Source organism: Microcoleus sp. B9-D4 (assembly GCF_036705105.1).
Classification (GTDB): domain Bacteria; phylum Cyanobacteriota; class Cyanobacteriia; order Cyanobacteriales; family Microcoleaceae; genus Microcoleus.
In genome coordinates, this window is the sequence record NZ_JAUBTS010000006.1 from 145602 (window position 1) to 171430 (window position 25829).

At 46.3% G+C, this 25829-nt stretch carries 18 protein-coding genes; 4 read left to right on the forward strand and 14 right to left on the reverse strand.

Translation table 11 applies throughout. The features are described from left to right. The 6 genes from QUB24_RS05835 to psbZ form a co-directional block, all read right to left on the reverse strand. The gene (locus QUB24_RS05835) at nt 1–1392 is read right to left on the reverse strand and encodes an ATP-grasp domain-containing protein (protein WP_333151558.1); all 1392 of its coding nucleotides are present in this window, start codon (nt 1390–1392) and stop codon (nt 1–3) included. A gap of 209 nt (nt 1393–1601) precedes the next feature. Beyond that, nucleotides 1602–2405, reverse strand: a complete 804-nt coding sequence (locus tag QUB24_RS05840) for a class I SAM-dependent methyltransferase (RefSeq protein WP_333151560.1) — start codon at nt 2403–2405, stop codon at nt 1602–1604. Between the two features lie 2 nt (nt 2406–2407). Next, nucleotides 2408–3646, reverse strand: a complete 1239-nt coding sequence (locus tag QUB24_RS05845; RefSeq protein WP_333151562.1) for a sedoheptulose 7-phosphate cyclase — start codon at nt 3644–3646, stop codon at nt 2408–2410. 551 nt (nt 3647–4197) lie between these two features. Then, nucleotides 4198–4380, reverse strand: coding sequence for a hypothetical protein (locus QUB24_RS05850; protein WP_333151564.1), 183 nt, complete (start codon nt 4378–4380; stop codon nt 4198–4200). A gap of 74 nt (nt 4381–4454) precedes the next feature. After that, complete coding sequence (gene ribH, locus QUB24_RS05855; protein ID WP_333151566.1) at nt 4455–5048, reverse strand: 6,7-dimethyl-8-ribityllumazine synthase; 594 nt, start codon at nt 5046–5048, stop codon at nt 4455–4457. A 220-nt stretch (nt 5049–5268) separates the two neighbouring features. Beyond that, nucleotides 5269–5460, reverse strand: a complete 192-nt coding sequence (psbZ, locus tag QUB24_RS05860; RefSeq protein ID WP_190735314.1) for a photosystem II reaction center protein PsbZ — start codon at nt 5458–5460, stop codon at nt 5269–5271. Between the two features lie 316 nt (nt 5461–5776). On the opposite strand from psbZ, the gene QUB24_RS05865 reads away from it, so the two are divergent. Continuing rightward, nucleotides 5777–8695 carry a CBS domain-containing protein gene (locus tag QUB24_RS05865; RefSeq protein ID WP_333151569.1) on the forward strand — a complete coding sequence of 973 codons (2919 nt, stop codon included), beginning with the start codon at nt 5777–5779 and terminating at the stop codon, nt 8693–8695. Nucleotides 8696–9772: 1077 nt separating this feature from the next. On the opposite strand, the gene QUB24_RS05870 is transcribed toward QUB24_RS05865, so the two are convergent. Beyond that, nucleotides 9773–10117, reverse strand: a complete 345-nt coding sequence (locus tag QUB24_RS05870; RefSeq protein ID WP_333151571.1) for a DUF4870 domain-containing protein — start codon at nt 10115–10117, stop codon at nt 9773–9775. A gap of 103 nt (nt 10118–10220) precedes the next feature. On the opposite strand from QUB24_RS05870, the gene prfC reads away from it, so the two are divergent. Beyond that, a complete protein-coding gene (gene prfC, locus QUB24_RS05875; RefSeq protein WP_333151573.1) occupies nt 10221–11849 on the forward strand; it encodes a peptide chain release factor 3 in 1629 nt (542 codons plus the stop codon). Between the two features lie 332 nt (nt 11850–12181). On the opposite strand, the gene QUB24_RS05880 is transcribed toward prfC, so the two are convergent. The 5 genes from QUB24_RS05880 to QUB24_RS05900 form a co-directional block, all read right to left on the reverse strand. Continuing rightward, nucleotides 12182–12598: a PIN domain-containing protein gene (locus tag QUB24_RS05880; RefSeq protein WP_333151575.1), complete on the reverse strand. Its 417-nt coding sequence runs from the start codon at nt 12596–12598 to the stop codon at nt 12182–12184. Continuing rightward, nucleotides 12595–12945: a hypothetical protein gene (locus QUB24_RS05885; protein WP_333151577.1), complete on the reverse strand. Its 351-nt coding sequence runs from the start codon at nt 12943–12945 to the stop codon at nt 12595–12597. The genes QUB24_RS05880 and QUB24_RS05885 overlap by 4 nt, the downstream gene beginning before the upstream one ends. A 140-nt stretch (nt 12946–13085) precedes the next feature. Beyond that, nucleotides 13086–13421, reverse strand: coding sequence for a DUF5615 family PIN-like protein (locus QUB24_RS05890; RefSeq protein ID WP_333151579.1), 336 nt, complete (start codon nt 13419–13421; stop codon nt 13086–13088). Then, nucleotides 13421–13651, reverse strand: coding sequence for a DUF433 domain-containing protein (locus QUB24_RS05895; RefSeq protein ID WP_242725088.1), 231 nt, complete (start codon nt 13649–13651; stop codon nt 13421–13423). Before QUB24_RS05895 ends, QUB24_RS05890 begins: the two co-directional genes overlap by 1 nt. A gap of 256 nt (nt 13652–13907) precedes the next feature. Beyond that, entirely contained in the window at nt 13908–16841 is a 2934-nt protein-coding gene (locus QUB24_RS05900; RefSeq protein ID WP_333151582.1) for a hypothetical protein, read from the reverse strand. A 287-nt stretch (nt 16842–17128) separates the two neighbouring features. Between QUB24_RS05900 and QUB24_RS05905 the strand changes: the two genes are divergently transcribed. Together QUB24_RS05905 and QUB24_RS05910 are read left to right on the forward strand one after the other, a co-directional pair. Beyond that, nucleotides 17129–19636 carry a zinc metalloprotease HtpX gene (locus QUB24_RS05905; protein ID WP_333151585.1) on the forward strand — a complete coding sequence of 836 codons (2508 nt, stop codon included), beginning with the start codon at nt 17129–17131 and terminating at the stop codon, nt 19634–19636. Nucleotides 19637–20754: 1118 nt separating this feature from the next. Next, nucleotides 20755–21321, forward strand: a complete 567-nt coding sequence (locus QUB24_RS05910) for an RNA-binding protein (protein ID WP_333151587.1) — start codon at nt 20755–20757, stop codon at nt 21319–21321. Between the two features lie 466 nt (nt 21322–21787). Here QUB24_RS05910 and QUB24_RS05915 read toward each other — a convergent pair whose 3' ends face one another. Further along, a complete protein-coding gene (locus QUB24_RS05915) occupies nt 21788–22795 on the reverse strand; it encodes a tellurite resistance TerB family protein (protein WP_333151589.1) in 1008 nt (335 codons plus the stop codon). Between the two features lie 499 nt (nt 22796–23294). Further along, nucleotides 23295–25829: CHAT domain-containing protein (locus tag QUB24_RS05920; RefSeq protein ID WP_333151591.1), on the reverse strand; the 2535-nt coding region annotated here is incomplete at its 5' end.

Genomic DNA, 25829 nt, shown 5'->3' on the forward strand with positions numbered 1-25829 from the left:
TCAATCTCCCCCTATTTCCACAAGCTTGCCAATATTAAAATCAATCCGAATCCACTCTTTCGGCTTCTGCAAATTTCCCCATAACAACAAGGGAATTTGCCAATGATGCACCATCAAAAACGGCAGCGGATCGTCCCACTCAAAGATGGCATCTTTGCCTTGGGCGATAATTTGTAACCGCTCAGAAACGAGCTTCGGCGACCACAAATGAGTCACCAATCGCCAAATTTCATGGTAAATCCAGTAAGTCGGGCGACTAGATGCCAAAGGCTGCACAGTCTGTGGTAAAGGGTCGAGCTCCAAATAAGCTTTTGCCACATCAGGATGGTTGTAAAACATCGTGATGGCTGAATGGGTGCGGGGGTTGCATTCGATCGCGTAAATCTCTCCATCATCCGCCGCCTGAATGAAATCAAAGGAAACTTGTCCAGTCAGATTGAGACTCTTGGCAAACTGACGAATCCAATTTTCGATATCCGGGCGATCGACATTCTGGTAATTCACCTGAAACGCCGACGATTCACAGCAACAATGCAACTGAAGATGACCATCACGAATTGTACTGTGAGTGCAGAATTCTTGCCCTGGAATATACTCTTGCATAATCCAAGGTTTACTCTCGGAAATTGGTAATGAGTTGACAAAAGTGGCTGTTTCTGCTGGGGTTTCGCAGGGTAATTTAGTTAAGTTTAACCTGCGGACAGAATCGTAGGGAATACTTTTGATAATATATGGACGCTGTGCATCACTAAAATCAAAATCGATTACTTGCTGCGGATTAGTAATGCGATAAGACTTCGGAACTCGCAGCCCCAATGCTGCCGCGGCTTTTGCAAAATCATATTTATCATCCAATCGTTGCAGAGTTTCGACATCTACGTGCATTACCGTACAGTGTCCAGAAAGTACCCTTTTGACTTCGGCATCGTAGTAACTGGCGACTGGACTACAAACGGGAACGTAAACATTAACTTTCTCTTGTTGGACAATTTTTAAGAGTGCTTGGGGATATTCCTCTGTCTGCGGATTTGGTACTGTGTAAAAGCGATCGACTGCCCAAGAGTAACGATGACCTGTCAGCCAGTATTTCTCGGTTTCTACCAAAATTACCCGATGACCGGCATTATGGAACGATCGGGCTAGCTGTAATGCTTTGGTCATCTTGCCGCCGCTAATCAAAATCGTTTGGGGAGAGTCGGCGATCGTTCTAGACTGAAACGGTTTGATGATGATGGATCTCAGTAGGGCGATCGCAGTTAAAGCGATATTCAGGGGCAGTACCAATAGCAGCAAAATTAAGGTTGCTATGGTTTTAACTGCTGTCGGGAAGCGCCTATTCCCAGTGTTTTTTTCCTGTTCAGATGGCATCGCTGCCACAGAAACTGTTTTCATAATAATTTTTGGGCATAACAGTAAAAAATTTCCTAATACCAAATCAACAGACTATCGCCACAGATTAGATCCCCCTAAATCCCCCTTAATAAGGGGGACTTTGAGCAATTTCTCCCTTATTAAGGGGAGTACGGGTTGACTTTGAGAATGCTCTTGTCCCCCCCTTATTAAGGGGGCTAGGGGGGATCTCCTGGGCCAGAAAACACGCTCTAAACGCGCCGAATTAAGGTCAATCCATCTCTCAGCGGCAGTAACACTTGCTCTACGCGCGGATCGTCAACTAGAGCCTGGTTAAATTTGGCGATCGCAACTCCGTTATCAGTAGCAGTACCCGACAAATATGGCTGTCCCTGCATCAGAGTATTGTCTGCACATATCAAGCCATTGGGAGCCAACAGCCCGGTAGTTAGGAGTAAATCGAGATAGTCTATGTATCCAGCTTTATCAGCATCGATAAATACCAAATCGAACACTTCTCCATTAGCAGCCAATTGTTTCATGGTTTCTAGAGCCGGTGCTACCTTCACTGAGATTTTGTGACCGGCAGTAGATTCGTGAAAACACTTCTGGGCAAATTCAGCGACGTAAGCATCTACTTCGCAGGCTACCACCACTCCATCCACTGGCAGGGCTTCGGCCATCGCTAGTGCTGAGTACCCGGTAAACATCCCTATTTCCAGTACGCGCTGTGCTTTGGTGAGATGGACGAGAAACTTCAGCATTTGGCCTTCCACATGGCCCGAAAGCATTTCCTGTTCCAAGTGGCGCACTGTCTCGCCGTCAGAGAATCGCTTACTCCAATCTTCTGATTGGGTGCGCTTTACTAACGTGGCTAAGGCGGGAGATTCCGGCGTGGTACAAAGATTCAGGTACGGATCGAGACCATTGGCTAGTTCGTAGGCTTGTTGTAATTGGGCCTTGAAAGCTCGATCAAGATTATCGATTTTTTCTACTTGCGAGGCGAGACTTTCGAGTAAAGAGGCTAAAATCCCGACTGGGGTAACGGGTCTCATCTTTATACCCCGGCTGTGGAACGAGTTGCAACTTTCTGCAATACCACATACATATCCTCGCCATCGCCATGACGCGGGTAGCCCTGACAGATTTCTCGATGCACCGCTAGGGCTTCATCCAACTCAGTTCGAGTCAAATCATTCATGAAAAAGCAGTCACCAATGGGGCATGGAGCTGCTGCACGCTGAAGGCCATCACGGGTACGACTGATCGATGTTGTGGCTTTCCAGAGCAGTTCTGATGTCAGATAAGGGCTGTCTATCGCTAGTCCGAGGCGGCTCATTAATCTTAAGATGCGATCGCGATCGGCGATCGAAATGTAGCCCCGCTGCCCAGCAATAGTCGCCGAAAAAGCCATATCGATAGCGACACTATGGCCGTGGAACATTGGAATTTCCGGTGTTAGTTCCAGCGTCGGACTCCAAGTGTGACCATAGGCAATCACCCGATCCAAATCTAGCTCGTGGAGGTTTGGTACTTCTAAGGCCAGCATCGACTGAATCGCGTTGTAGGTTAAGCGATGGGCCACTTCGCGCAGTTCAGATGTGCCGTCTAAATAACCAAAATGGCTGTGCAGCAATGCTTCGCCGTAGTTTTCTAACAACTCGAAGATTTCTTTGTTGCCTACTACGGCGATCTTAATTAACTCTGCCATTCCGTTTCGTATTTGGTCGATCGGCAGAGTTTTCAGAAAGGAGAAATCTAAAATTACTTTCTGCGAAGCGTGGTAAGCGCCGAGGCGGTTTTTCAGCTTACCGTGGTTCACAGCTACTTTGATTGCCACACTGGCATCAATTAGCCCAATTAAGGTTGTCGGTACGCGAATGTAGTTAGTCCGACGGCGATAGGATGAGCAGGCAAAACCAGCTACGTCTGTCGTCAATCCACCACCGACTACCAAAACAGGCTCCTTCCGCACGAGTCCGAAATCAACGAAGGCATCTATGATGCTTTCAAAAGTTTTTAATGTCTTATCAGGTTCCTTGATATTAACTGGAAAGACTGTTAAATCTATCTCGTGATGCTTGAAATAATCCTGCATCTGTGCACCATAAAGACCATAGACTGTTTCATCTACAACCATTAAACAGCGACCAAATTGGCGGTAACTATCCGCAATCTCAGGATTCTCCAGCTTGAAAGCACCATCTACGTAGAGCAAGCTGAAATCTATTTTTTCGTACCCCTCAATTTGAAAAGCTCTATCGGTAGATGTAAACGTAGCTTGAATGTCACCCATAAGATTTTTGCACTTTCATGTTGATCAGTAACTGTAAGTATCTGGGCGATCTTCAAAACTCTCCATCCTTTTGCTGGCAAACTTCCTAGGCATTAACTTGACAAATTGTCATTTAATATGAACTTAACAATCCACCTAAAAATTTACTTTCAGAGTTGTTTGTTAAGACTAGGTTAAATACTGCTTAGCGAGTATTTATACTTAAAGCTTTTTGAGGATTGATTTGAGACCGCCTCAATGCTTACACAAAATTCAACATAACGAATTTCTCATCTTTATGCAACCAGATTCAGTAAAATTTGATATTTTTTTTTTAATATCATATTATCCAGAGACAAATCGGGAAAACCCGAAATTACAGCAGCCTCATCTATTAAAACGACTCGTTGCGATCGATCGTTGAAATCACTTTATCTTTTTTGATCTGGTTCGCTGTGTATTTCCAGTTGATTATCAACCAAATTAAATATCCAATCAGCCGATTAATGCCTAGTTAATAAAGGGAATAATGAACCCGGATTTTAGATTACGAAATTTCCTGGGAACATAAATCAAGCCCGATCGCCCGACAGCACTTGAACAGCAGCAGACGCAAGTAATCGATCGTCAGCATGTGGGCCCAAAGCATGAACTTGAGGCATCAAAGTACCCATTTCCAATTGGCAAGATATTGGTCTAATTTGTCGATCGGCCAATAGTGGAATTTTTACCTTGGGGGCGGGTATAATTACCACCCCACAAGAGTCTTAAGATTTTTCCCGATGCAAATCTTGATGTTTTTTGAGCTTAAAAATACTGCTAGCCCAATTTAAGAGGGGATTTGATCCGACGATACATCGGGGGCGAGCGACAGATTTGCTTCACCCGAAAGCACTTGAGCAGCAGATCCTGTAGCTAATCGATGATCGTAAGAGTGTGTTCCCAAACCCTTAACTTGGCGCATCAAAGTACCCATTTCCAAAGCACTCATCGCATAATTCCAGCCCAAATTGCTTTTAATTCCAGCCCTTTCCAAAGCTTGCTGCATCGTGTCTGTCGTCACCACCCCAAAAATCACCGGCACCCCTGTCTGAAAAGCAGCAGCAGCAATTCCCTTAGCAACCTCACCAGCCACAAAATCGAAATGAGGAGTTTGGCCCCGAATTACCGCACCCAGACAAATTACGGCATCGTAGCGGTGGGAAAGAGCAGCTTGGCGCGCCACCAAAGGAATCTCAAAACTTCCCGGCACCCAAAAAAAGTCCACCTGAGAGCCATGAGGATTAATATCAACCCCGTGGCGTTTCAAACAATCTTGACATCCCTCCAAAAGTTTGTTAACCACCAAATCGTTAAAACGACCGATGACAATAGCAAATCGCAAAGATTCGGTGTGAGTAAAAGTTCCCTCGAAAACAGTCATAGTGTTCTACTTTAGATTTTAGATTTTAGGTTTTAGAGTTTTGTTTGTGAGAAGGCAAAAGTCAGAAAGCAGCAGCATCTCATCTGAATCTCAAGTGCAAAAACATACAGTGTCGCGAGGTCTGGAAAATTCCTAGCTTCTGCCGAATGCCTTTCAATCGCTGGTGAATGCCTTCATCCTTCTATCTTTTACCTTCTTGATTGGATAGACTTGGGTGAAATTAAACGACTAAAAAGTTCAATACACCCACTGCAATAACCAGCAAAAACCAGAGACCAGATCCGACATAAATCAGGGATTTAGACTGATTCCAGTTTTGGGGAGAGGCATAAGCAACTGGCACGCCAACGACCATCACAAAAGACAGCAGTACCAGACCCAGTAAAACCACTTGAAACAGAATTGATAACATCTTTTCTCCTTTCGATATAACCGTGCGTTGATCAGAAATAGTTTCCCAGAACCGAAAAAAATCTTCCAAATTCTAGTTTTTGACAGTTTCCCGATAGTCGATCGAGAAATTGTCGGTTGATTGATAGGAAAGAACCCGTGCAAATTCGGGCGTTGCGCGAACAGGCGTCAGCGGCTTGTGAGATTTCGATCAATTTTATCATTGTTCGCTACACGACAGAAAACTGGAAAGGTTAAGTTAAAGCCCGATCAACACATCCGGTTTCAGAGGGCGAGAAATTGCTACTGTTTGAGTTAGAGATGCGGGATTTTCGGCTATGGACTTAGTTTTGTGCCACACAACAGCAGATTTTGACGCCTTGGGGGCGGCGGTGGGACTTTGCGTGCTGCGCCCCGGTAGCAGGATCGTATTGACGGGCGGGTGTCACCCGACAGTGCGGGATTTTTTGGCGCTACACCGCGACGAGTACCCACTGATTGAACGCCGATCGGTCAATCCGCAACAAATTAGATCGATTACTATAGTTGATGCCTCCGGGCGCGATCGTTTGGGAAAAGCCGCCGAGTGGCTGGATTTACCACACCTCAACGAAATTGCTGTTTTCGACCACCACAAGGAGGCGCCTTCAGACATCCGGGCTACTGTTAGCCAAATCGAAGCAGTCGGAGCCACCACAACATTAATTGTCGAAAAGCTCAAAAATCAAGCAGAAAACAGCGACATACCCTTCCGCCTTCTGCCTTCGGAAGCAACAGTAATGGCCCTCGGCATCCACGTCGATACAGGTTCCCTTACCTTTGAGGGCGCAACTGCGCGAGATGCCATAGCTTTGGCCTGGTTGATGGAACAGGGAGCGAGTTTGGGGGTCATCGCTGAATATGTAGAACCCGGTTTGTCTCCTCAATTGCAAGATTTGCTGAGAGAAGCGCTGAATAATTTGCGATCGGAAATTTTGCACGGTTACAGCATAGCCTGGGTGCTGCTGTCTACTGAAGCTTACGTTCCGGGACTTTCTTCGCTGGCTTCTCGCTTGCTCGATTTAACTGAAACCGATGCTCTGCTTTTAGGTAATGTTTATAAATTTAGCGAAAACGAAAACAACCGCAACATCGCTTCAGAATCGCCAGTTTCCAATCGATTAACTATTATCGGTCGATCGCGCATCGAAGGAACAAACCTCAGCGAATTGTTCAAACCGTTCGGCGGCGGAGGCCACGCCCGTGCCGCTTCCCTCGCCACCCGCGATGTTGACCCCCTGCTGACTTTAAATCAGTTAGCTGACGAACTCAAAGCTCAAATTCCCCACCCTCCGACCGCCCGCGAATTAATGTCGTCTCCAGTGCGGAGTATTCGCCCGGAAACTTCGGTGGGGGAAGCTCACCGTATCCTCCTACGTTACGGACATTCGGGGCTTTCTGTGGTCGATGCGGGCGATCGACTTGCCGGCATTATCTCGCGCCGCGACATTGACATTGCCCTGCACCACGGTTTCAGCCACGCCCCGGTGAAGGGTTACATGAGTCCGCAGTTAAAAACGATCGCCCCAGATACCTTGCTGCCAGAAATTGAATCTTTAATGGTGACATACGATATCGGGCGCTTGCCAGTATTGGAAAACGGTCAACTGGTGGGAATTGTGACTCGGACTGATGTGTTGCGGGAATTGCACCAGCAAAAAGCGCGAGACAGGGGAAGTAATGCAGAATTCTCTTATTGTGCCGTGTCCGAATCGGTTGAGCAGTTGTTGCGATCGCGCATCAGTCCCGAATTATGGCAATTATTGTCGATCGCCGCCAATATTGCCCAAAACCGCGGCTGGCAACTTTATATTGTGGGTGGAGCAGTCCGGGATTTACTCTTAGCCACGGATGATACACTGGCGCTAACAGATATCGATTTGGTTGTGGATGGAAAATGCGGTTCCGACGATTCCGGTGCTGGTGTCGAGTTAGCTTCATCGCTGCAAAAACTTTACCCCGAATCGCGTTTGGACGTTCACGGTCAATTTCAAACCGCCGCGCTTTTGTGGCACAAAGACTCTGCTTTCGGCTCGCTGTGGGTGGATATCGCTACGGCTCGCACTGAATTTTACCCTTATCCGGCTGCAAATCCTGAAGTTGAAGCAAGTTCAATTCGCCAAGATTTGTACCGCAGGGATTTTACAATTAATGCGCTGGCTGTGCGGTTGGGTGTTCCTCGCAGTGGCGAATTGTTAGATTTTTTTTGCGGTTTGCTGGACTTGGAATCGAAGCAAATTCGAGTTTTGCACGCCAATAGTTTTATCGAAGATCCGACGCGAATTTATCGCGCGGTGCGGTTTGCGGTGCGGTTGGGATTTGAAATTGAGCCGCAGACGGAAGGATACATCCGCAATGCTTTGGCCAGCGGGATTTATTACCGAATTCAGGGGGAAAACGGCCGAGCTCCGGCTTTGGAAACTCGGCTCAAAAGCGAATTGAAATACATTTTGCAAGCTCCTTACTGGAAAGTTGCTTTGCAAATGCTGGGAGATTTGCAGGCTTTGCGCTGCATTCATCCTAGTTTGGAGTTGGATCGGGAGTTGTGGCGGCAACTGCGTTTGCTCGATCGGTGTTTGCAAGGAAGAAGGAAGAAGGAAGGCACGACACGGATTTTGACACGGATACACGGATTAATGATTGATGGTGAGTCACGAGTCAGAGGGAAGAAGGAAGAGGGAATAGGGAAGAAGGAAGAAAAAGAAAAAGCAACTACTCTCAAGGCTCAATCCCCAATTCCCCATTCCCCATTCCCCATTATCAATATTCCCGATTGGCAGATGCGGCTGGAAGTTTTGATAGCTTATGTAGCACCGGAATATCGCGGCAAGGTGGCTGCAAATCTTCAGTTACCTGCTGACAGCATTAAGCGGTTGGAAGTTTTGGAAGCCGGAAAGAAGCAGTTAGCGGAGAATTTGCCTAAGTGCGAGTTGCCGAGTCAGTTGGTGTTGCTGTTAAGGAATTATGAATTGCCGGTGTTAATTGCGATCGCCCTACAAAGTCCGCGAAGTGCACGCCGCCAAATTTGGGAATATCTGACCAAATGGGCGAATGTTGAGCCGCCTTTAAATGGCAACGATTTGAAGGCTTTGGGTTATAAGCCGGGGCCTGGGTTTAAACGAATGTTGGATGATTTGCTGGCGGCGAAGTTGGATGGCTATTTGGGCGATCGGGCTGCTGCTATCTCTTTCTTAGCACAACGTTATCCTCAAGGTTAGGAATGAGAATTAAATAACTTCCACTCTTGAAAGTGGGATGGGCGTCCCGCCCGTCCAAAAAGGACGGGCGGGACGCCCATCCCACAATAACAATTAAAATTGTAAGTTATTTAATTCGCGATCCTTAGCGGTATTTATCACAAATGTAGCCATCTTATGGTATTTGCTCCACCATTTGCCGAAGCATGGTAAAGGAGCTTAAAGTTTTGATTATTCAGAGGAAACTCACTGGATTTTATAAATGTCAGCATTTTCCATTTTAATTTCATAAAACCGCTGATCAGTCAAATAAAAACCTCAATCTTTACAAAAATTTTGTGATTGTAAAGATTCGATAAAGCTACGAGGGGTTAGACCCCCTATGAGTTATACTGACATATATATAGATGCACCCTGATGGCTTTCCCGTTCCACAAGAGCGGGATTTTTATTGGAAAAATATTGTATTAAGTTTTAAGACATCTGGTAGAGATAGAATTGGTGGAACATTCCAATAGAACGATCGCCAGATGCAAAAATAGCACAGCTAAAGCAAAAACGAGGGTTCGGAGCGATCGAACATCCGCCCTAACTCTGCGAAATAACCCAAAGGCGGTAGCATAGTGTGGGAACCGACATCAATGGAAGCTCAACTTAGCGTTCACAGCAGCCCTGCAACAGGGCGAAAACACCATAATTAATAGTTGATTGTACTCTGATTTTTGATTTTTTATGGATTAACAAGATTTCACTCATGATGTTAGGTCAATTTTCTGGAATTCCAACTAGATGATGCTTAGCTTCACAAATTTTTAAGTTTTTTTACTGAATCTTGTCTCCGATAATCAACCCTCTTTATCACTTATATCATGTCCGATCGAGCGATTTAAAGGGCGGGTTTTTGAGATTGTCAATTATTGGAAGATATTTTTCGTGAGGGGAACCCCTACGGTATTAGGGGTAATCGACCGGACATAATATTAAGCAGTGTATTTGCCAGTTGGGGGTAACGAATGTGAGTTAGAAAACAATTAAAAACCCGGTTTCTGCTTAAAGAAATCGGGTTATTGAAATCGATGGTGAAGCGCGATTTTCTGTCTAAACTATTCGGAAAATAAAAGGGTAGCGGTATGGTTGGTTAGGAGTTTGCAAAACGTGGAGGATAGCCATTATTGTCAGTCCCCAGTGTAGCAGATAACCTAGGGGCACTAGGATAAAGCCAGCAAGACCGAAAGTGACGACAGTTAACACCACAATCACTGTGCTGTACACCCATACATTAAGGTGAAAATTGATTGCTTCTGTGGCATTTTCTTTGACAACGGGGTCATCTGATACTAACAATACAGCGATCGGCGCTCCGATCGAGAACAGTAACGTGCTGAAAAAAATCGCCCCGTGGCACACCAGTGATAGCAGCTTCCGCTTGTCGGAATCGTACATATTAGTTTTCTTTCCTTGACTTTAGTGATAATTTTACCTTTAATGACAACTGTAGCACAGGCTATAATGGCGATCGGGTGATGATTCCCCTACCTAATTTGTAATGACAACAGAACTCGAAACTGAACTGCTAACTGCTGTTGAGCGCCGGCGCAACTTTGCTATTATCTCGCACCCTGACGCGGGAAAAACTACTTTGACAGAAAAGCTGCTGCTGTACGGAGGTGCAATTCACGAAGCAGGTTCTGTGAAAGCGCGGCGGGCCCAGCGACACGCTACGTCTGACTGGATGGCGATGGAACAGCAGCGGGGAATTTCTATTACTTCTACTGTTTTGCAGTTTGAGTACAAAAAATATCACATTAATCTGCTCGATACTCCGGGACACCAAGATTTTAGCGAAGATACTTATCGAACTCTGGCGGCGGCTGACAATGCAGTGATGCTTGAGGATGCTGCTAAGGGTTTGGAACCGCAAACTCGGAAGTTATTTGAAGTTTGTAAGCTGCGAAGTTTGCCTATTTTTACTTTCTTTAATAAGCTCGATCGCCCTAGCAGAGAACCTTTGGATTTGTTGGACGAAATTGAGAAGGAATTGGGGTTGCAGACTTATCCGGTAAATTGGCCTATAGGTACGGGCGATCGCTTTAAAGGTGTTTTCGATCGCAGGGCGCGCAAAATTCACTTATTCGAGCGGGCTAAACACGGTTCTCGTGCTGCTGTTGATACCGTTATCGAATTGGGCGATCCGCGCATTGAAGATTTGTTGGAACAAGACCTTTACTATCAGCTCAAAGAAGAGTTAGAACTGCTTGATGAGTTGGGAACTGAACTCGATTTAGAGTCCGTTCGGGCTGGAAAAATGACGCCTGTTTTCTTTGGCAGCGCCATGAGCAATTTTGGGGTCGAACTGTTTTTAGATGCGTTTTTAGATTACGCTATGAAGCCGATCGCCCGCAAGAGCAGCGCCGGAGACTTGCCGCCAACTTATGAAGACTTTACCGGGTTTGTGTTTAAATTGCAAGCGAATATGGACCCAAGACACCGCGATCGGGTTGCCTTTATTCGGGTTTGTACCGGCAAATTTGAAAAGGACATGAACGTGACTCACGCTCGCAGTGGTAAAACGGTGCGTTTGTCAAGGCCTCAAAAGTTATTTGCTCAGGATCGCGAGTCGATCGAGGTTGCATATCCGGGCGACGTGATCGGTTTGAACAATCCGGGGGTATTTGCGATCGGCGATACTATTTACACCGGCCAAAAACTGGAATATGAAGGGATTCCCTGTTTTTCTCCTGAACTTTTTGCTTTTTTGAGAAATCCTAATCCTTCTAAGTTTAAGCAGTTCCGCAAAGGCGTTTCTGAGTTGCAAGAAGAAGGCGCAGTGCAAATTATGTACTCGGTTGATGAGTCGAAACGCGAGCCAATTTTGGCGGCTGTCGGACAGTTGCAATTTGAAGTTGTGCAGTTCAGAATGCAGTCGGAATATAATGTGGAAACGACGATCGATATGTTGCCTTACAGTGTAGCTCGTTGGGTTGACGGCGGTTGGGAGGCGCTGGAAAAAGTTGGGCGGCTGTTTAATACGGTGACGGTGAAAGATACTTGGGGTCGCCCTGTTTTGCTGTTTAGAAATGAGTGGAATTGCCGACAGGTGGAAGGGGAGCATCCTGTGTTGAAGTTAAATGCGATCGCCCCTGTGGTTTCTGGTTTGGCTGTTAGCGAGGAGTGAGGGGGATAATTGGTTGATTCCGGGTTAGGTTAAGTCATTTTCAGAGCTGACACACGGGGCTAAAAACCGGGTTTTTTCGATAATTCTTGGTTTTGATTCGTAGATTCGACCAAAAACCCGGTTTCTTTGAAGGCTGACGCGCGGGTGGCTAAAAACCGGGTTTTTTCGATAATTCTTGGTTTTGATTCGTAGATTCGACCAAAAACCCGGTTTCTTTGAAGGCTGACGCGCGGGTGGCCAGAAACCGGGTTTTTTCGATAATTCTTGGTTTTGATTCGTAGATTCGGCCAAAAACCCGGTTTCTTTGTCGGAGTGTGTCAGTCCTGTTAATCTTATCCCCCCAAACGTTTTAATAACTCTTTAGGTGATAAAATTGGTAAAGTAGCACCGGCGAAATCTCCTGCATCGCGGGTTACAATCGCCTCCAAGTTATCTGACAGCGCACAAGCTAACTGCACGGCATCTTCAAAATCGGTTAAATTAGATGCAAATGCTATTTCCAAAACGTGGCGATCGACGGCAGATACTTTCATTAATGCTAGTGTTTCAGCAATAGCTTGCCTAGCGCGATCAAGGCTGCGAGTTTGCCTTCTGACAATATAGAAGATATTTGTTAAAGTTGTTGCCGTTACATATCCCTCAAGTTGCTCATTTTCGATCGCCTCAAATAAAGCATCAGCATCCTCTACAAACGGTTCTCGTTCTAGCAAACTATCGAGGATAATGTTGGTGTCTATTAATACCTTCATTTTAGGTATTTCTCCACCAAACGTTCTTCTAGCATGGCTGCCACTTCGGCATCTGTTGGAGGTGGCGTATCGGTTTTTGCTAGCCCTCTGAGTCGCTTTGCCGCACCTTTACGATCGCGCCGCAATCTAATTTCAAATTCGTCATCTGTTGCGGGTGATGTATCAGTTTTTGCTAGCCCAGTCGTGGGTTCCACAAAATCATCTAGCAGAGGTTGGGGGGATCTGAGTTCTTGTCTGATGGACTCAACAATCGCGTTGACTAGAGCTAATCTGTCGGTAACTGATAGTTTGTGCGCTTCTCGGCTTAATAACAGCCAAGGAATTTGGGGTATTTGGGATTCGTTCATATTTATATTTTGATATTTTCTGGGTCTATTTTAGCAAATTTAGGGCTTACGCGCAGGTGGCCAGAAACCGGGTTTTTTCGATAATTCTTGGTTGTGATGCGTAGATTCGGCCAAAAACCCGGTTTCTTTAAACGTTTTTATTAAAACAAACTGATAATACCGCTATTAGGAGTGTCACTTAAAACTGCGATCACATCATAGTTCTCTCTTAGTAGCCTCTCGATATCCCGCGTCGAGCAATTTCCGCGCCGTATCCAAATTACCTTCGGAGGAAACCCCAACAATAGACTCAATTCGCTAAAATCCGCATCCTTGGTAACGACAATATAGTCATGCTGACGAGCATACTCCCAAACTTCGCGATCGGGTGCGGTAGGTAATCCAATTGCATCAACATGAGCGGAATCTGGATAAATATCAGCAAGGAGATTGACAAGACGAGGAGAGAGATTTTGGTCAAATAACAGTAGTTTCATCACCCAACAACTAACATAAACTGCTCTCGTTTAGCTGCGAAACTCAAGCAAGCTAAAATATCCTGTTGGGTGAGATAGGGAAAATCCTCTAGGATTTCTTGATAAGTCATCCCAGAAGCGAGATATTCCAACACGTCATAAACCGTAATTCTCATACCTCGAATACAAGGTTTACCACCTCGCTTACCCGGTTCGATCGTAATGATCTTAGCGATGTCTTGTTCTGACATGGCATTTTTCCTTTAGCTACTGTTTTCAATTTTATCATCAAAAAATAGCGATCGGTACTTACCCCGCAGTTTCTTTGAGGGCTGACGCACGGGTAGCCAGAAACCGGGTTTTCCCTTGAATAATTCGTTGTGATTCGCAGATTCGACCAAAAACCCGGTTTCTTTGTCGGAGTGCGTAAATCCTGTGAACTTTCGGTGTAAGTTAACTCGACACATCCTCCTCCTTAATGCGGCGTTTTTACTCCTTGCGATCGAGCTAACTGCTGACAGTATCGTCACCCAAATAATCGAGAGATTCTTGCAGCGCATCGCGTCTATGGCGAGCCCAATCGTCATTAGGAGCAATGGCTAAAGATCGATTATACATTTCCAGTGCTTCTTGCCAATTTTTGAGTGCTTCCTGTTGATTAAATAATTTTGCTTGCAAATCACCCATACTTTTCAGTGCAAGCCCTTTGCTGTTGAGAGCCAAAATATAATCCGGTGCAATAACTAAAGCAGAATCAAAGGAAGCGATCGCCTCTTTGTAAGATAGTTTGGCAGCCTCAAACTCACTCTCACTTAGCTGTGCCTGCAAATCACCCCGACATCGCAGTGCATTCCCTTTGTTATTGAGAGCATAATTATAATCAGGTGCAATAAGTAAAGCAGATTTACAGGTTGCGATTGCCTCAGAGTAAGATTGTTTGGCAGCATCAAATTCCTTTACCTCTACTTGTAACTGACCGAGTTGTACCAACACACCCCCTTTGTTGCTGAGCCATCTAGAATCATCCGGTGCAATTTGTAAAGCTGAATCGTAGGCAGCGATTGCCTCTTTGTAAGATAGTTTGGCATCGGGAAATTCACTTAGTAGTGCCTGTAACTCACCCAGCCTTTGCAGTGCATTCCCTTTGTTGAGAACCCCGATATCATCCGGTGCAATTTGTAAAGCTGAATCGTAGGCAGCGATTGCCTCTTTGTAAGATAGTTTGGCCAGATCAAATTTTTTTATCAGTGCCTGTAACTCACCAAGACCTTGCAGCGCATTCCCTTTGTTGTTGAGCCATCGAGAATCCTTCGGTGCAATAACTAAAGCAGAATTGTAGGCAACGATTGCCTCTAAGTAAGATAGTTCTGCTCGATCACGTTCAGTTAGCAGTGCCTGTAACTCACCTAGCCTTTGTAGCCCAATCCCTTTGTTGCCGAGAGCAGTAATATAATCCGGTGCAATAACTAAAGCAGAATCAAAGGCAGCTATCGCCTCAGAGTAAGACTGTTTTGCATCCTCAAACTCAGTTAGCTGTGCCTGCAAATCACCTAGACATCGCAGCGCATTCCCTTTGTTGTTGAGCGTACCCTCATCGTCTGGAGTTAATATGAGTTCGCAATCGTAAGCTGCAACAGCCTCTAAATATTCCTGTTTTGCCTCTGCGTATCGAGCCAAGTGAGCATAGTAATCTCCCTCCGAGTTTGAAATTCTGCCCAGCCAAAAATCACTTTTAATCCACAACTCACTTCTAACTGCTAGCAGCGACTCGCATTCCCCGTAACGACTCAGCCGCGACGCTTCCTCAAACACCTCTTCCCATTCATCTACACCCCGCTCCCAATCCAAGCGATTAGCATGATAAATTGCCTCAGCCACATTCCCCAATTCCCGGTAATAGCCCTCTAAAACTTTATGAGCTCTGCGAGTTTTATCGTTATCCCTATCCGCATCCAAGCGCCGCAATAAATCGTGAATTCGATACCACTTTTCACCCCGCTGTGGCTCCTTCCACACAAAGGAAAAACTCGTCAAAATCTCAAAATTTGCACTACTTGCCTGGAAGTGGCAACCTGCTCCCAATTTTATGTACAAATCCTCATCAAAAGCGCGGCAAGCACTCAGCGAATGCACCGCCGATCGCACTTCGCGATCGACATAGCTGAGCAACAGATCCGTTAATTCCTCTGTCTTCTTTTCCAACTTCGGAATCCGCGCAAAATCCGACGACAGCAACTCAATGCCCCGCTTTCTTTCTGCCAGCACCACATCCGCGCACAAACCCAAATAAAACGGATGTACCTGCAAATTCTCCCAACTATCATCAGAATTGAGGCTGGCATATCTAATCACAGCGTCAGCCAAATCTGCCTTGTCAATCTCTACTTTGTGCAGGTAATCCCTAGCATAGGCTGCAAACAAATGCCCAACCAATTGTGCATCTATATAATCTTCGGGAATTGGAAATTTAGACGCATTCGGCCACCGCAGTTGTGTGGCTGGACAATCTCGCCCCGCCACCGCAACTACAATCCCCGCTTTCCAATCCAGCGCCCTCAGCAACCGCCGAAACCACTCATCTTGATACCAAAATTTTATTCCCTGAAAACTGCGTTTTTCATCCCACAATTTCTCGTGAGTATCGAACAGCATCACGAGGCGTTCTGGTTTGTGTTTGCCAGCCATTGCCGCATTAAAATCATCTGCAAACAATTTAGGCAAACAGTCGATTAACTCAGTATCAATATCTTTGCGGCGAATTTCCTCTGCCTTTTCGTCGCTGACACCGAGACGCTTTTGAATTAATTTCATCGCCCGCTTAATCCCGCCCAATTTATCTATGCCTTTAAGCACCGCTACAGCTTGCGCCACCACCGGAAATTCTGCAAAAGTTTCAACTACAGGTGTCAACAATTCCATGACATCATCGGGGAAAAGTTGTTCGAGAGTTGCGTCCGACTCGCCTTTGTTCAGCAAATACCAAAAGCAAGCAAAATCATAATTTGGAAACTTAAATTTATATTTATTTGCTGCTTCTGCCAGATTCCGCCGCAGCATCAGCAAGCCGTAAAATCTATCTTGCGGTTTATCTTCTTTAATCGGTATCAATCCGAAATCGTGCCTGACTACGGGTATGGGAGTATAAGTTTTGGCTTCACGCACAAAATTAGCAACTTCGGCGGCTTGTGATTCTGGGAGTGCGCGCAGTTGTTGCCAAACCTGCGGCGAAAATCTTTTGCAGCAGTTAACCTGTAAGTGTTTTAGCAGCAATGACTTGCCGTTGCCTCCATCGCCGAAAAAATACAAAATTTTTTCGCGGGGCGGGTCTTCGTTTAAATAAAAGGCAAATCGGCGGGTAAATTCGTGCCTGTCTGTGAAGAGTTGGAGTTGGCGATCGTCCCCGATCGATTCGCTTTCAAAATCTTCGTCGTCAATTGGCATAAGTGTGCAGGTGAGGAGTTATTTTATTATACCAATGGGGGATTGAAATTGGGCATAGATATCAATTATGGGCGATCGCATTTAGGGCATATGTTAACACTGAGATATTGCACCCTTCTCAATCAGTTTTTGTGAACAGGCAAGATGCCTGTTCCACAAGAAGAAAATTTATCTTTTGTGGAACAGGCATCTTGCCTGTTGCTGACAATGGTACAAGATGTGAGTTAAAACCGTAATCGATCGACCAGCCAAGCTATCTTAGAAAGGACGCTAGCGAAAGCACAGTCATGGCACCTCCCACTAATCCAAATCCGGCGGATTCATCTGCAAAACAGTCTCTAGAGGCTGGGTTAGCCGCTTTGAAACAAAAAGATTACAAAAGTGCGATCGCCCTTTTAGAATCCGTTACCCAAACCGCCGCCAATCAGCCGTCGGGAATCCGCGCGCAGATGGGGTTAGTGGCTGCGTACAAAGCCACCGGTAATGTCAAAAAGGCGATCGCCCTGTGCTCTTCCCTCGCCAAAAGTCCCAACCCTCAAGTCAAAACTTGGGCCGATCGCGCTTTAACAGAATTAACCCCCCCTCGCCCCCCAAAACCACCGGAAAATAAACCAAAATCCGCAGAAACTCCCCCCGAAACAGGCTTTGTCGCCTTTGATGCCGGAACAAAATCACCGAAAAAATCGATTGGGGGCGATGGCTTACGCCCCGCTTCGCTACGACCGACCGCAGATAAAAAAACAGGATTTTTACCTTTAGAGCCGACTGTAGGGTCTGGAAACGCCAAATCGCAACATATTTACCCGCCACCTCCACCCCCCACAGGCCAGACTTCCGAACCGGAAAACTCGACAGAAACCGCACCCGATACCGCAGAAATTAGCGGCGAAAATAGTTCCGGTTCCCCAACAGATATCCCCGGAGTCGCCAGCCCAGATACTTACCAACTCACTTGGCGCGACACCGGGCGCGCCAAAAGCCCGCGCCCGCTCAAACCGCTGAAGTTGCTGGAGTTTCGGATACAAGCCGTTGCAAGTGCGATCGCCCTATTTTTCCTAGCCCGGTTTGTCCTGCAATTCCTGCTGACAAACACTAATTCTCTGTTGGTTCAGCTTTACATATTCAGTAGACTGCCTATTTTCACGCCGATTCAGCTTTTTTACCGCGATCCAACTCCGTTTGTTCAGATGGTTTTTGGATTGCTTTTGGCCTCGTCTCCGTGGCTGATAGACACGCTGCTGAAACTGTTTTGCGGCATCGAAACCCTGCGCGGGTCAGTTTTATCCAAGCACAGCAAGGAAGCTAGTCGGGTACTGCGAAGCTTTTGTACCAAGCAAAATATGCCGACGCCGGTGCTGAAACTCTTGCCGCTGAATGTTCCTGTAGCTTTCAGTTACGGCGGTTTGCCCCGTTTTGCTCGGATTGCTGTGAGTCGGGGGCTGTTGGAACAATTGACGGATGAGGAAATTGCTACTATTTTCGCGCGGGAGTTGGGCCATATCTCTCACTGGGATTTTGCGCCGATGTCGCTGGCGCTGCTGGTGATTCAGATTCCTTACTTGATTTATTGGCTGGTGGCGCACTGGCAAGAGCGGTTGTGTGATTTAATGACGATCGAGTTTTTGCGTTCTGCTGTTAAATTTGTGGCCGCTGCAATTTCTGCTACGAGTTATGGGATTTATAAGTTGTTGCGCTGGCCGATGTTGTGGGTGTCGCGCCGCAGAGTGTATTTTAGCGATCGCACTGCTGCGGAAATTACGGGCAATCCTAACGGTTTGACGCGGGCAGTGGCTAAAATTGCGATCGGCATGGCTGCTAATATCGAACAGCAAAAACAAACTAGCTTTTTCCTCGAAAGTTTCGATCTATTGTTACCCGTAGGTGTTGGACAAGCTGTAAGCCTTGGTTCTGCTGCATTACACGCGTCGCTGGAACAGATTTTGCTGTGGGATGTCAGCAATCGTGAGCGCAATTGGTTGACGGTTAACCGCGCGCATCCTTTGCTGGGAGAGCGTTTGAAGCTGTTGGCTCTTTATGCTCAATTCTGGCAAGTGGAGACAGAGTTAGATTTGGCAAACGCGGGAGTGGAAGAACAACCCAGGAAAGGAAAATTGTCTCTGTTTAAGTCAATACTCGAATTTAAAGACTCAAAACTATTTTTACAGGGTGCGCCGTTTTTTGGGATTCCGATGAGTTTGGCGATAGTCGGGGTGCTGTGGCTGATTGGGGGGATTTTTTCGAGGACGAGTATTTGGCAGTTGGATTGGCTTTGGGGCGATCGATCAATTCTTTGGGGCTGTTTGCCGATCGGATTTAGCATCGGTACTTTGATGCGGATCAATTATTTTTTCCCGGATATTATACCGCGAGAAACCGCTTCGCCGAGTTTGCCGGAAATTTTGTCAAATCCCGAGAGTTTGCCGCTGGATGCTGAACCGGTGCGGCTGGAAGGGCAACTTTTGGGTCGATCGGGTATGAGTAATTGGCTGGGACAAGATTTGATTTTGCAAACGGCGACGGGTTTGGTGAGGTTGCACTATGTTTCGAGGTTTGGCTACATTGGCTCTTTGTGGCCATTTTTGTTCAAAGAGACTACTCGCCCTAGCGATTTGATCGGAACATCTGTTGTGGCGACTGGTTGGCTGCGTCGGGGTGCTACTGTGGCGATCGACCTTGAAAGTCTCCGCAGTCAAGGAGGGAGGGTTAGTGACAGCGGACATCCGATTTGGTCTGCGATTTTGGCTTTTGCTGCTGCTTTTTGGGGCGCATACATTATTATCCAGGGCCCAAGATGAGGAATAATTGTCGGATTGTGGGGTGAATCTCACATCTTGCACCATTCTCAGGAACAGGCTTTTCGGCCTGTTCCACAAAGAGTGAATTTTCTTGTGGAACAGGCCGAAAAGCCTGTTCATAAAAAGCTTATTGAGAATGGTGCCACTTCTCAGGTGAATCGGTCTCAACGGGCAGCCTCGATCGGTTTTGAGTTAAACAGCGGATGGGCGATCGGATTCTGGAGTTGCTCCCTACGCACCCTACAGTCTATCCGTTACATCCGTTACATCCGTTACATCCGTTACAAAATCCGTTGCCGAACTTCCTTCGTAAAGAAAAGTTGCTTTTTTGCCCGCAGTCTGTTACATTAGTTTACATAAATTGGATTGAACCAAATAGCGCGATAACTTCAGTTGGCTAAAATCCCTTAAGGCATTGCGTAAAAATTGTCAACATCCCAACACAGCAAGTACAGCCAGCCGCTTGTCGGCTGTTTTTTTTCGATCGCTATTTTTGCTGTGCGGGATGAATTCTCAAAAGTGATTCAGATGTGGTTTCCGTTAAATTCAGACTGAAATCTTCCTAAATAACTAGCTCTGTTACCAAGGCTGTGATACCTTTAAAGAATGCTCGGACTCTGCCGGGCCTGATTTAAGGGATAGCAGGTAAGTGAGTAGTTCTCAGCATTAGGAGCGAGATTAGGATCGAGGTAAGATTACTGGCTGAAAAAATGTTAGCCATTTTATCCATCACTGTATTAAACTGAATACTGGCATTCCGATCGCTTACAATTGACATCCTTGGACATAAATTTCTAGACGGCGCTGGCTATAAACATTCTGAATCAAAACCGGAAGCAAGTAATACAGAATAGCCAATAGCCTAAACATTTGAGTGATGACTAAAAGTTTACACAACAACCTGAGATTTAAAAGCTCTCTGCATCGGCGGTTAAGTTCCGGCCTTATCAGAGTAAATCATCTTTTTGTTCTAAAAGGTGGGGGGAGCTGTCAAGGTTGGTGGGAGGAATGCGCCAATTCTCCGGTTATGTGGTGTTTGCCTGAAGTCAATATTCAGTTGACTTCAGGTAATTCTGTTCGAGCAAATTAATTAAAATCCAAGTCGGGAGGAATTTTTCATGTCTATTCGTCTTTATGTTGGCAATCTACCCAAGGAACTCGATCGCCAAGAATTGCAAGAAGTTTTTGCACCGGAGGGCGAATCTGTTACCACCAAGGTAATTACAGACCGCAAAACTGGTAAATGCCGAGGATTTGGTTTTGTGACGGTGCTAACCGACGAACAAGCCGACCAAGTTATTGAGAAATATAACGGCTTGATGTTCAAAGAAAACCCGCTGAAAATAGAGAAGGCATTGCCCCGCTCTAAGGGTAAATCTGAAAAGGGCGATGAAGATCAGCAGCAGTCGTCGCCGCAGTCACCGCAGTTGGTGTCGGCATCGTCGTCGCCGTCGCTGCCTGTCCCTGCGCCGCAGCAACAGCAGCGCTCGGCTCCCCCTAGTCAAGGTGGAGGCGGTTCCAGCAAAAGCAATCGCCGTCGGGGTGACAACAACAAGTCTCGCCGCAATCAGTCAGCAGCAACGGTGTCGAGCGCTGATTCCGGCTCAGTGCAGCCAGATCCGCGCTGGGCGAGTGCTCTGGAAGAACTCAAGCAAAGATTGGTGGAAGCTCAGACTACTAATTAGTCGCAAATGGCGGCTAATTGCTGCTGCCTCTCGACTTTGGTTGACTGAATGTATCTGGAAGTGCGATCGAGAATCGGTCAAAAAAGCCTGTTGTCGATCGCACAATTTTATTTTAAAAACCTCTAAGGATCGTGAATTAAATAATTTGCATAAGCCTGTGGGATGGGGGTCTCGCCCGTCCTTTATAGACGGGCGAGACGCCCATCCCACAAGAATAATCACGCATTGCAGGTTATTTAATTCTTATTTCTAATATCTAGCGCAGTGCGGTAAAATAACCACGATCGCGCAAGTAGTGAGGATTTAATTCCTCCCTATAAAGATTTTGATTTTGGTCGATCGACCGGACACGATGTAATATCCTGAGAATGGTTGGCAAAAAACCCGGTTTCTCTGAAAATATAGGGTTGAGCAGCGAAACATTTAGAAAGAAACCTGGTTTTTAGCCCCCCTAAATAATTCCTGCTTATTCCATCGGCCCGAATTCGATTGTCTCAATAAACTCAAAAATCTTGTTCATAATTCCCTCAACTTCAGACTCCAGGGAACCCAATTCATTCCCCTCCTGATAAACTCGCTGACAGCTTACCGTGTAGCAAAAATCGTCAGCAATAAAAGCCATAAGTCCTCGGTAAGCATCCAACCGAGTCAGAGGGCCATCGTTTTCTTGCACGCTGATAGTTGCACCCGCAGGCAAATCGACAACCACGAAATAAGCTTCTTCATCTTCTAAATATTCCGCGTGGAGTAACTTAGAATTGGGAACATTAGCAAGAATTGCCTGAGAAACAAAATTGTCGAGAAAAGACTTGAGATAACCTTCCTCGCCAACCGACTCGATTGTTTCTTCCACTTCACCAACAACAGGGAAATAATCAATTTTCAGCAAAACGCCAAAGTCGTCAGAAAATGCGACACAGCTTTCTTGCTCATCAATTTTACCGCCTCGTTCCTCGTCAACTGGAATGGGAACGCTAAAATTGCCTTCAGGAGATACGTACCATGCCGCATCGAAATCAGACTCTTCGCCCTCTACTTCCGAGTAAGCAGCAGTTACATCCTCAATAATTTCTGCAGCTTCCTCGTCTTCCACACCTAATGCTTGCTGGAATTTCTGAAGAAAAGCCTGGTGCTTCTGAGCTATTTCGCCATCTGCGACAAACATTGCTGCGGTTATGGCAAAAGTATCCAACACTAACTCATCGGGCAGGGATTCCCAAGCAGTATTAAATAATGCTCCTAAACCGTCTTGGGCAACAATACCGGCGAGTCTTTGAAACATTGCTGACATATCATCTTCCGAGTATTCAGCAAATATTTCTGATTCCCAAAGTATGCTTTCTAAGATATCAGCATCCGTATCAGGGGAATTTGCCTCTGCTGCGACAAGTGCTACCGCTGCTACGGATTCTTCTAAAGTCAAGCTTGCTTCGGATTGGTCTTCTGAATTGAATATTTTATCAAAATTGCCCACTGGTTTTGCTCCACTAGAGTTGAGTTGTCCTCTTCATAGCAAATTTATGACATAAAAAGATAGTAGTCAGGGATACATTTACTTTTTGCAAAAGGCCGCCAGTCAATGTGGGGTGTGCACGAAGGGCATTGGTGTCAACAGAAGTCTGGGTAAATAAGTCCAGGTGCAGCTAAATTTTACACTCAACTTTGATGAAATTATTGTGGGGAGTAGGGGTTGGGCGTCTCGCCCGCCCACATACAACTTAAATGCCCAACAGCTTATCAAATCTCCGATTAATATCATGTCCCATCCAGTGACCGCGATTAAAAGGGCGGGTTTTTGAGATTGTCAATTATTGGCAGGTATTGTTGGCTCACGGGCCCCTACCGTATTAGGGGTAATCCACCGGATATGATATAACACCAGTAAAAAAATAATCAAAGTGTAGACCAGTGCTCCAAACCCATACATCATCAGTCATTCCCAATTCTAAAATGTAAAATCTAAAATGGTATAATTACCAAGGACTGCCAATTATTGTGAATCCGGCCCAAAAGTTCGGGTGAGAGAAATCTGCATTTGCTACTTGTGTGGCTTGATTAATGTCGATCGCGCCTTGAGTTCCCCGCAATTGACCGTCTTTTACTACAATTTGTTTGTGGATCATTGCCAGTTGAGCTTTTCTGAGTGCTTCAGCTTTAATTGGGGCCGATCGCAAATTGCCATAAAACTCAGTCATCAGCCCCAAAGTGCCGATATCATTAACTTTCCACAAACTCGCTAGCGCTGATTTGACACCGCTGCGGACGGCCAGTCCAGCAAAACCCATTTCTGCTGCTGTACTGTCACCGATCGCCGTTTCGCAGGCACTCAGCACTAATAATTCTACTTGTCGGCGATCGTACCACTTCGCCAACCTAAATTCATCCAGCGCCAAAGAGCGATCCCACAAATCAATCTCAGCTTCCTTGCGTCCGTTTTGATTTTGCGGAAAGCTAGCGTGAGTAGCAAAGTGAACAATGTCAAATGCCTGTTGCTGCCGCTGTTTGCTGAGATTGTCTAGGGTAAAGTTTTCGTTGAGAAAAGAGCGCCCCCGCCACAAGGGCAATTCGGCTGCAGGATTGAGAAAACTTTCATTTGTGCTCAATCCCGCTTGATTTTTCCTGTCGCTTCTGGTATCGGCGATCGCAGATAATTCGATCGGCACTGCCGGCAAAGGATCTTTATCAGTGTGTGGAAATTTGGAAGCACCCATCGCTAAAACTTGAGCGTTTTTCAAACTTTGATACTTTGTGTTACTCAGGCTGACACTGGGAAGTGAGCCTACACTGTACTTTTCTACTAGAAATTGCTTGCCGTCGTGCAAAGCTGCTAGCGGCAGTTGGCGCAAACCGGCATCAAAGGAAAACACTAGCGTATCTATATTTAATGCTTCTAAATTTGAACTAATCGGCGCAATTAACCACTGGTAAAGTTGCTTAGATATTGGCAAATATTCTTCACTTTGCAAATCCTTTGATTTACCAAGATATCGATGAAATTCTGCCACTTCTTCCAGCAAATCTGCGCTACTGACAGGAATATTTCTGAGAATCGGAGGGCCGTCGGGAACTACTAACACTAGGGATAATTCTTCGAGACGGACGATCGCGTAAACAATTACAGCTTGCTTCCCGGTTTCTTCCTTAATTGTTTTCAGAGTTTCTCTCAGATATTGAACGTTAATTTTTTTATCCGTGAAATTTTCCCCATAATAATTTTCGTAGTCTTGTTCAAAGAGTTGGTCAATTAGAGCAACAGCATCATTAGCATTACCTTGGTCTAAAGTTTGTTCGATGAGCGACCTGCTAATTTGTGACGGAAAGATATTTGGGATATCTGCAGGTGCGGGATTTTCTGCGATCGGAGTTGGTACGGGTGCTGGAGTTGGTGCGGGCGCTGGAGTTGGTACGGGTGCTGGAGTTGGTGCGGGCGCTGGAGTTGGTGCGGGAATTAGAGTTGGTGCGGGAATTGGAGTTGGTGCGGGCGCTGGAGTAATAGTAGGTGAATCTTGAACTGGCGCTGTATTTATTGCAGCTATTCTCTCCCAAATATCAGAAAGATTGACATCAAAGGGTTCAGAATTAGCAATCGGTAAACTAGGAGTTTGCTCGATGATTTCCGGCGGAGTTTCTGCGACAGAAACAGTTAAATTGTCAGTAGATGTCTGTGTGGAAATTAGGTTATTTGCTTCGGCTCCGGCCATCGTATTAACTGACGGGCTGTAAGGAAGTTCTAGGGAGATAATTGTTTCGTTGTTACGCTTCCAATCTAATTGGGTATTTCCAGTTTCAGCATTTTGGTCGATCGAGGTTTGAGCTCCCAATAAATCGCCAATTAAAAAAGCTAACTCCTGTTGGGGAGTTTGGCTTGGGCTGACAGCGGGTGCGGGTACGATCGCACTTGTAGGCGCGGGTACGATCGCACTTGCAGGTGCTGGCTGAATTGGAGTTAACGGCTGGGTTACGGAGGCAAGAGGGGCTGTGGGCGCGGGATTTGGCGCGTTTGAAGGTTGAAGGGCGATCGCAGGTTGAGAGGCGAGGGAGGAGGTGATTTGGGAAACAGAGGGAAGGGTAGGCCTCGAAGCTATGCGGGCAGCAGCGTTTGGGGTTGTGGGAGTTGAGGGCTGCGTGGGGCGCGCGCGGGGTGGGAGTACGAATGAATCCGGCAACTCAGGTAGTTGGAAGTCGATGGGAAAACCAGGTATCGGATCGGGTGTTGCCGAAGGTGCGATCGAAGTTTCGGGAATTGGGGCAGGTGCGATAAATATTTGGGGAATTGGGAAAGGTGCGATCGAGCTTTCGGGAGTTGGGGCAGGTGCGATCGAGCTTTCGGGAATTGGGGAAGGTGCGAGGGGTAAACGCGGTGGGAGTTGCGGTGGGGGTGTGGGTGCGGGCGCTGGAGTCGGTGTCGGTGCGGGTGTTGGAGTAGCTGCTGGTGTCGGTGCGGGTGTTGGAGTAGCTGCTGGTGTCGGTGCGGGTGTTGGAGTAGCTGCTGGTGTCGGTGCGGGTGT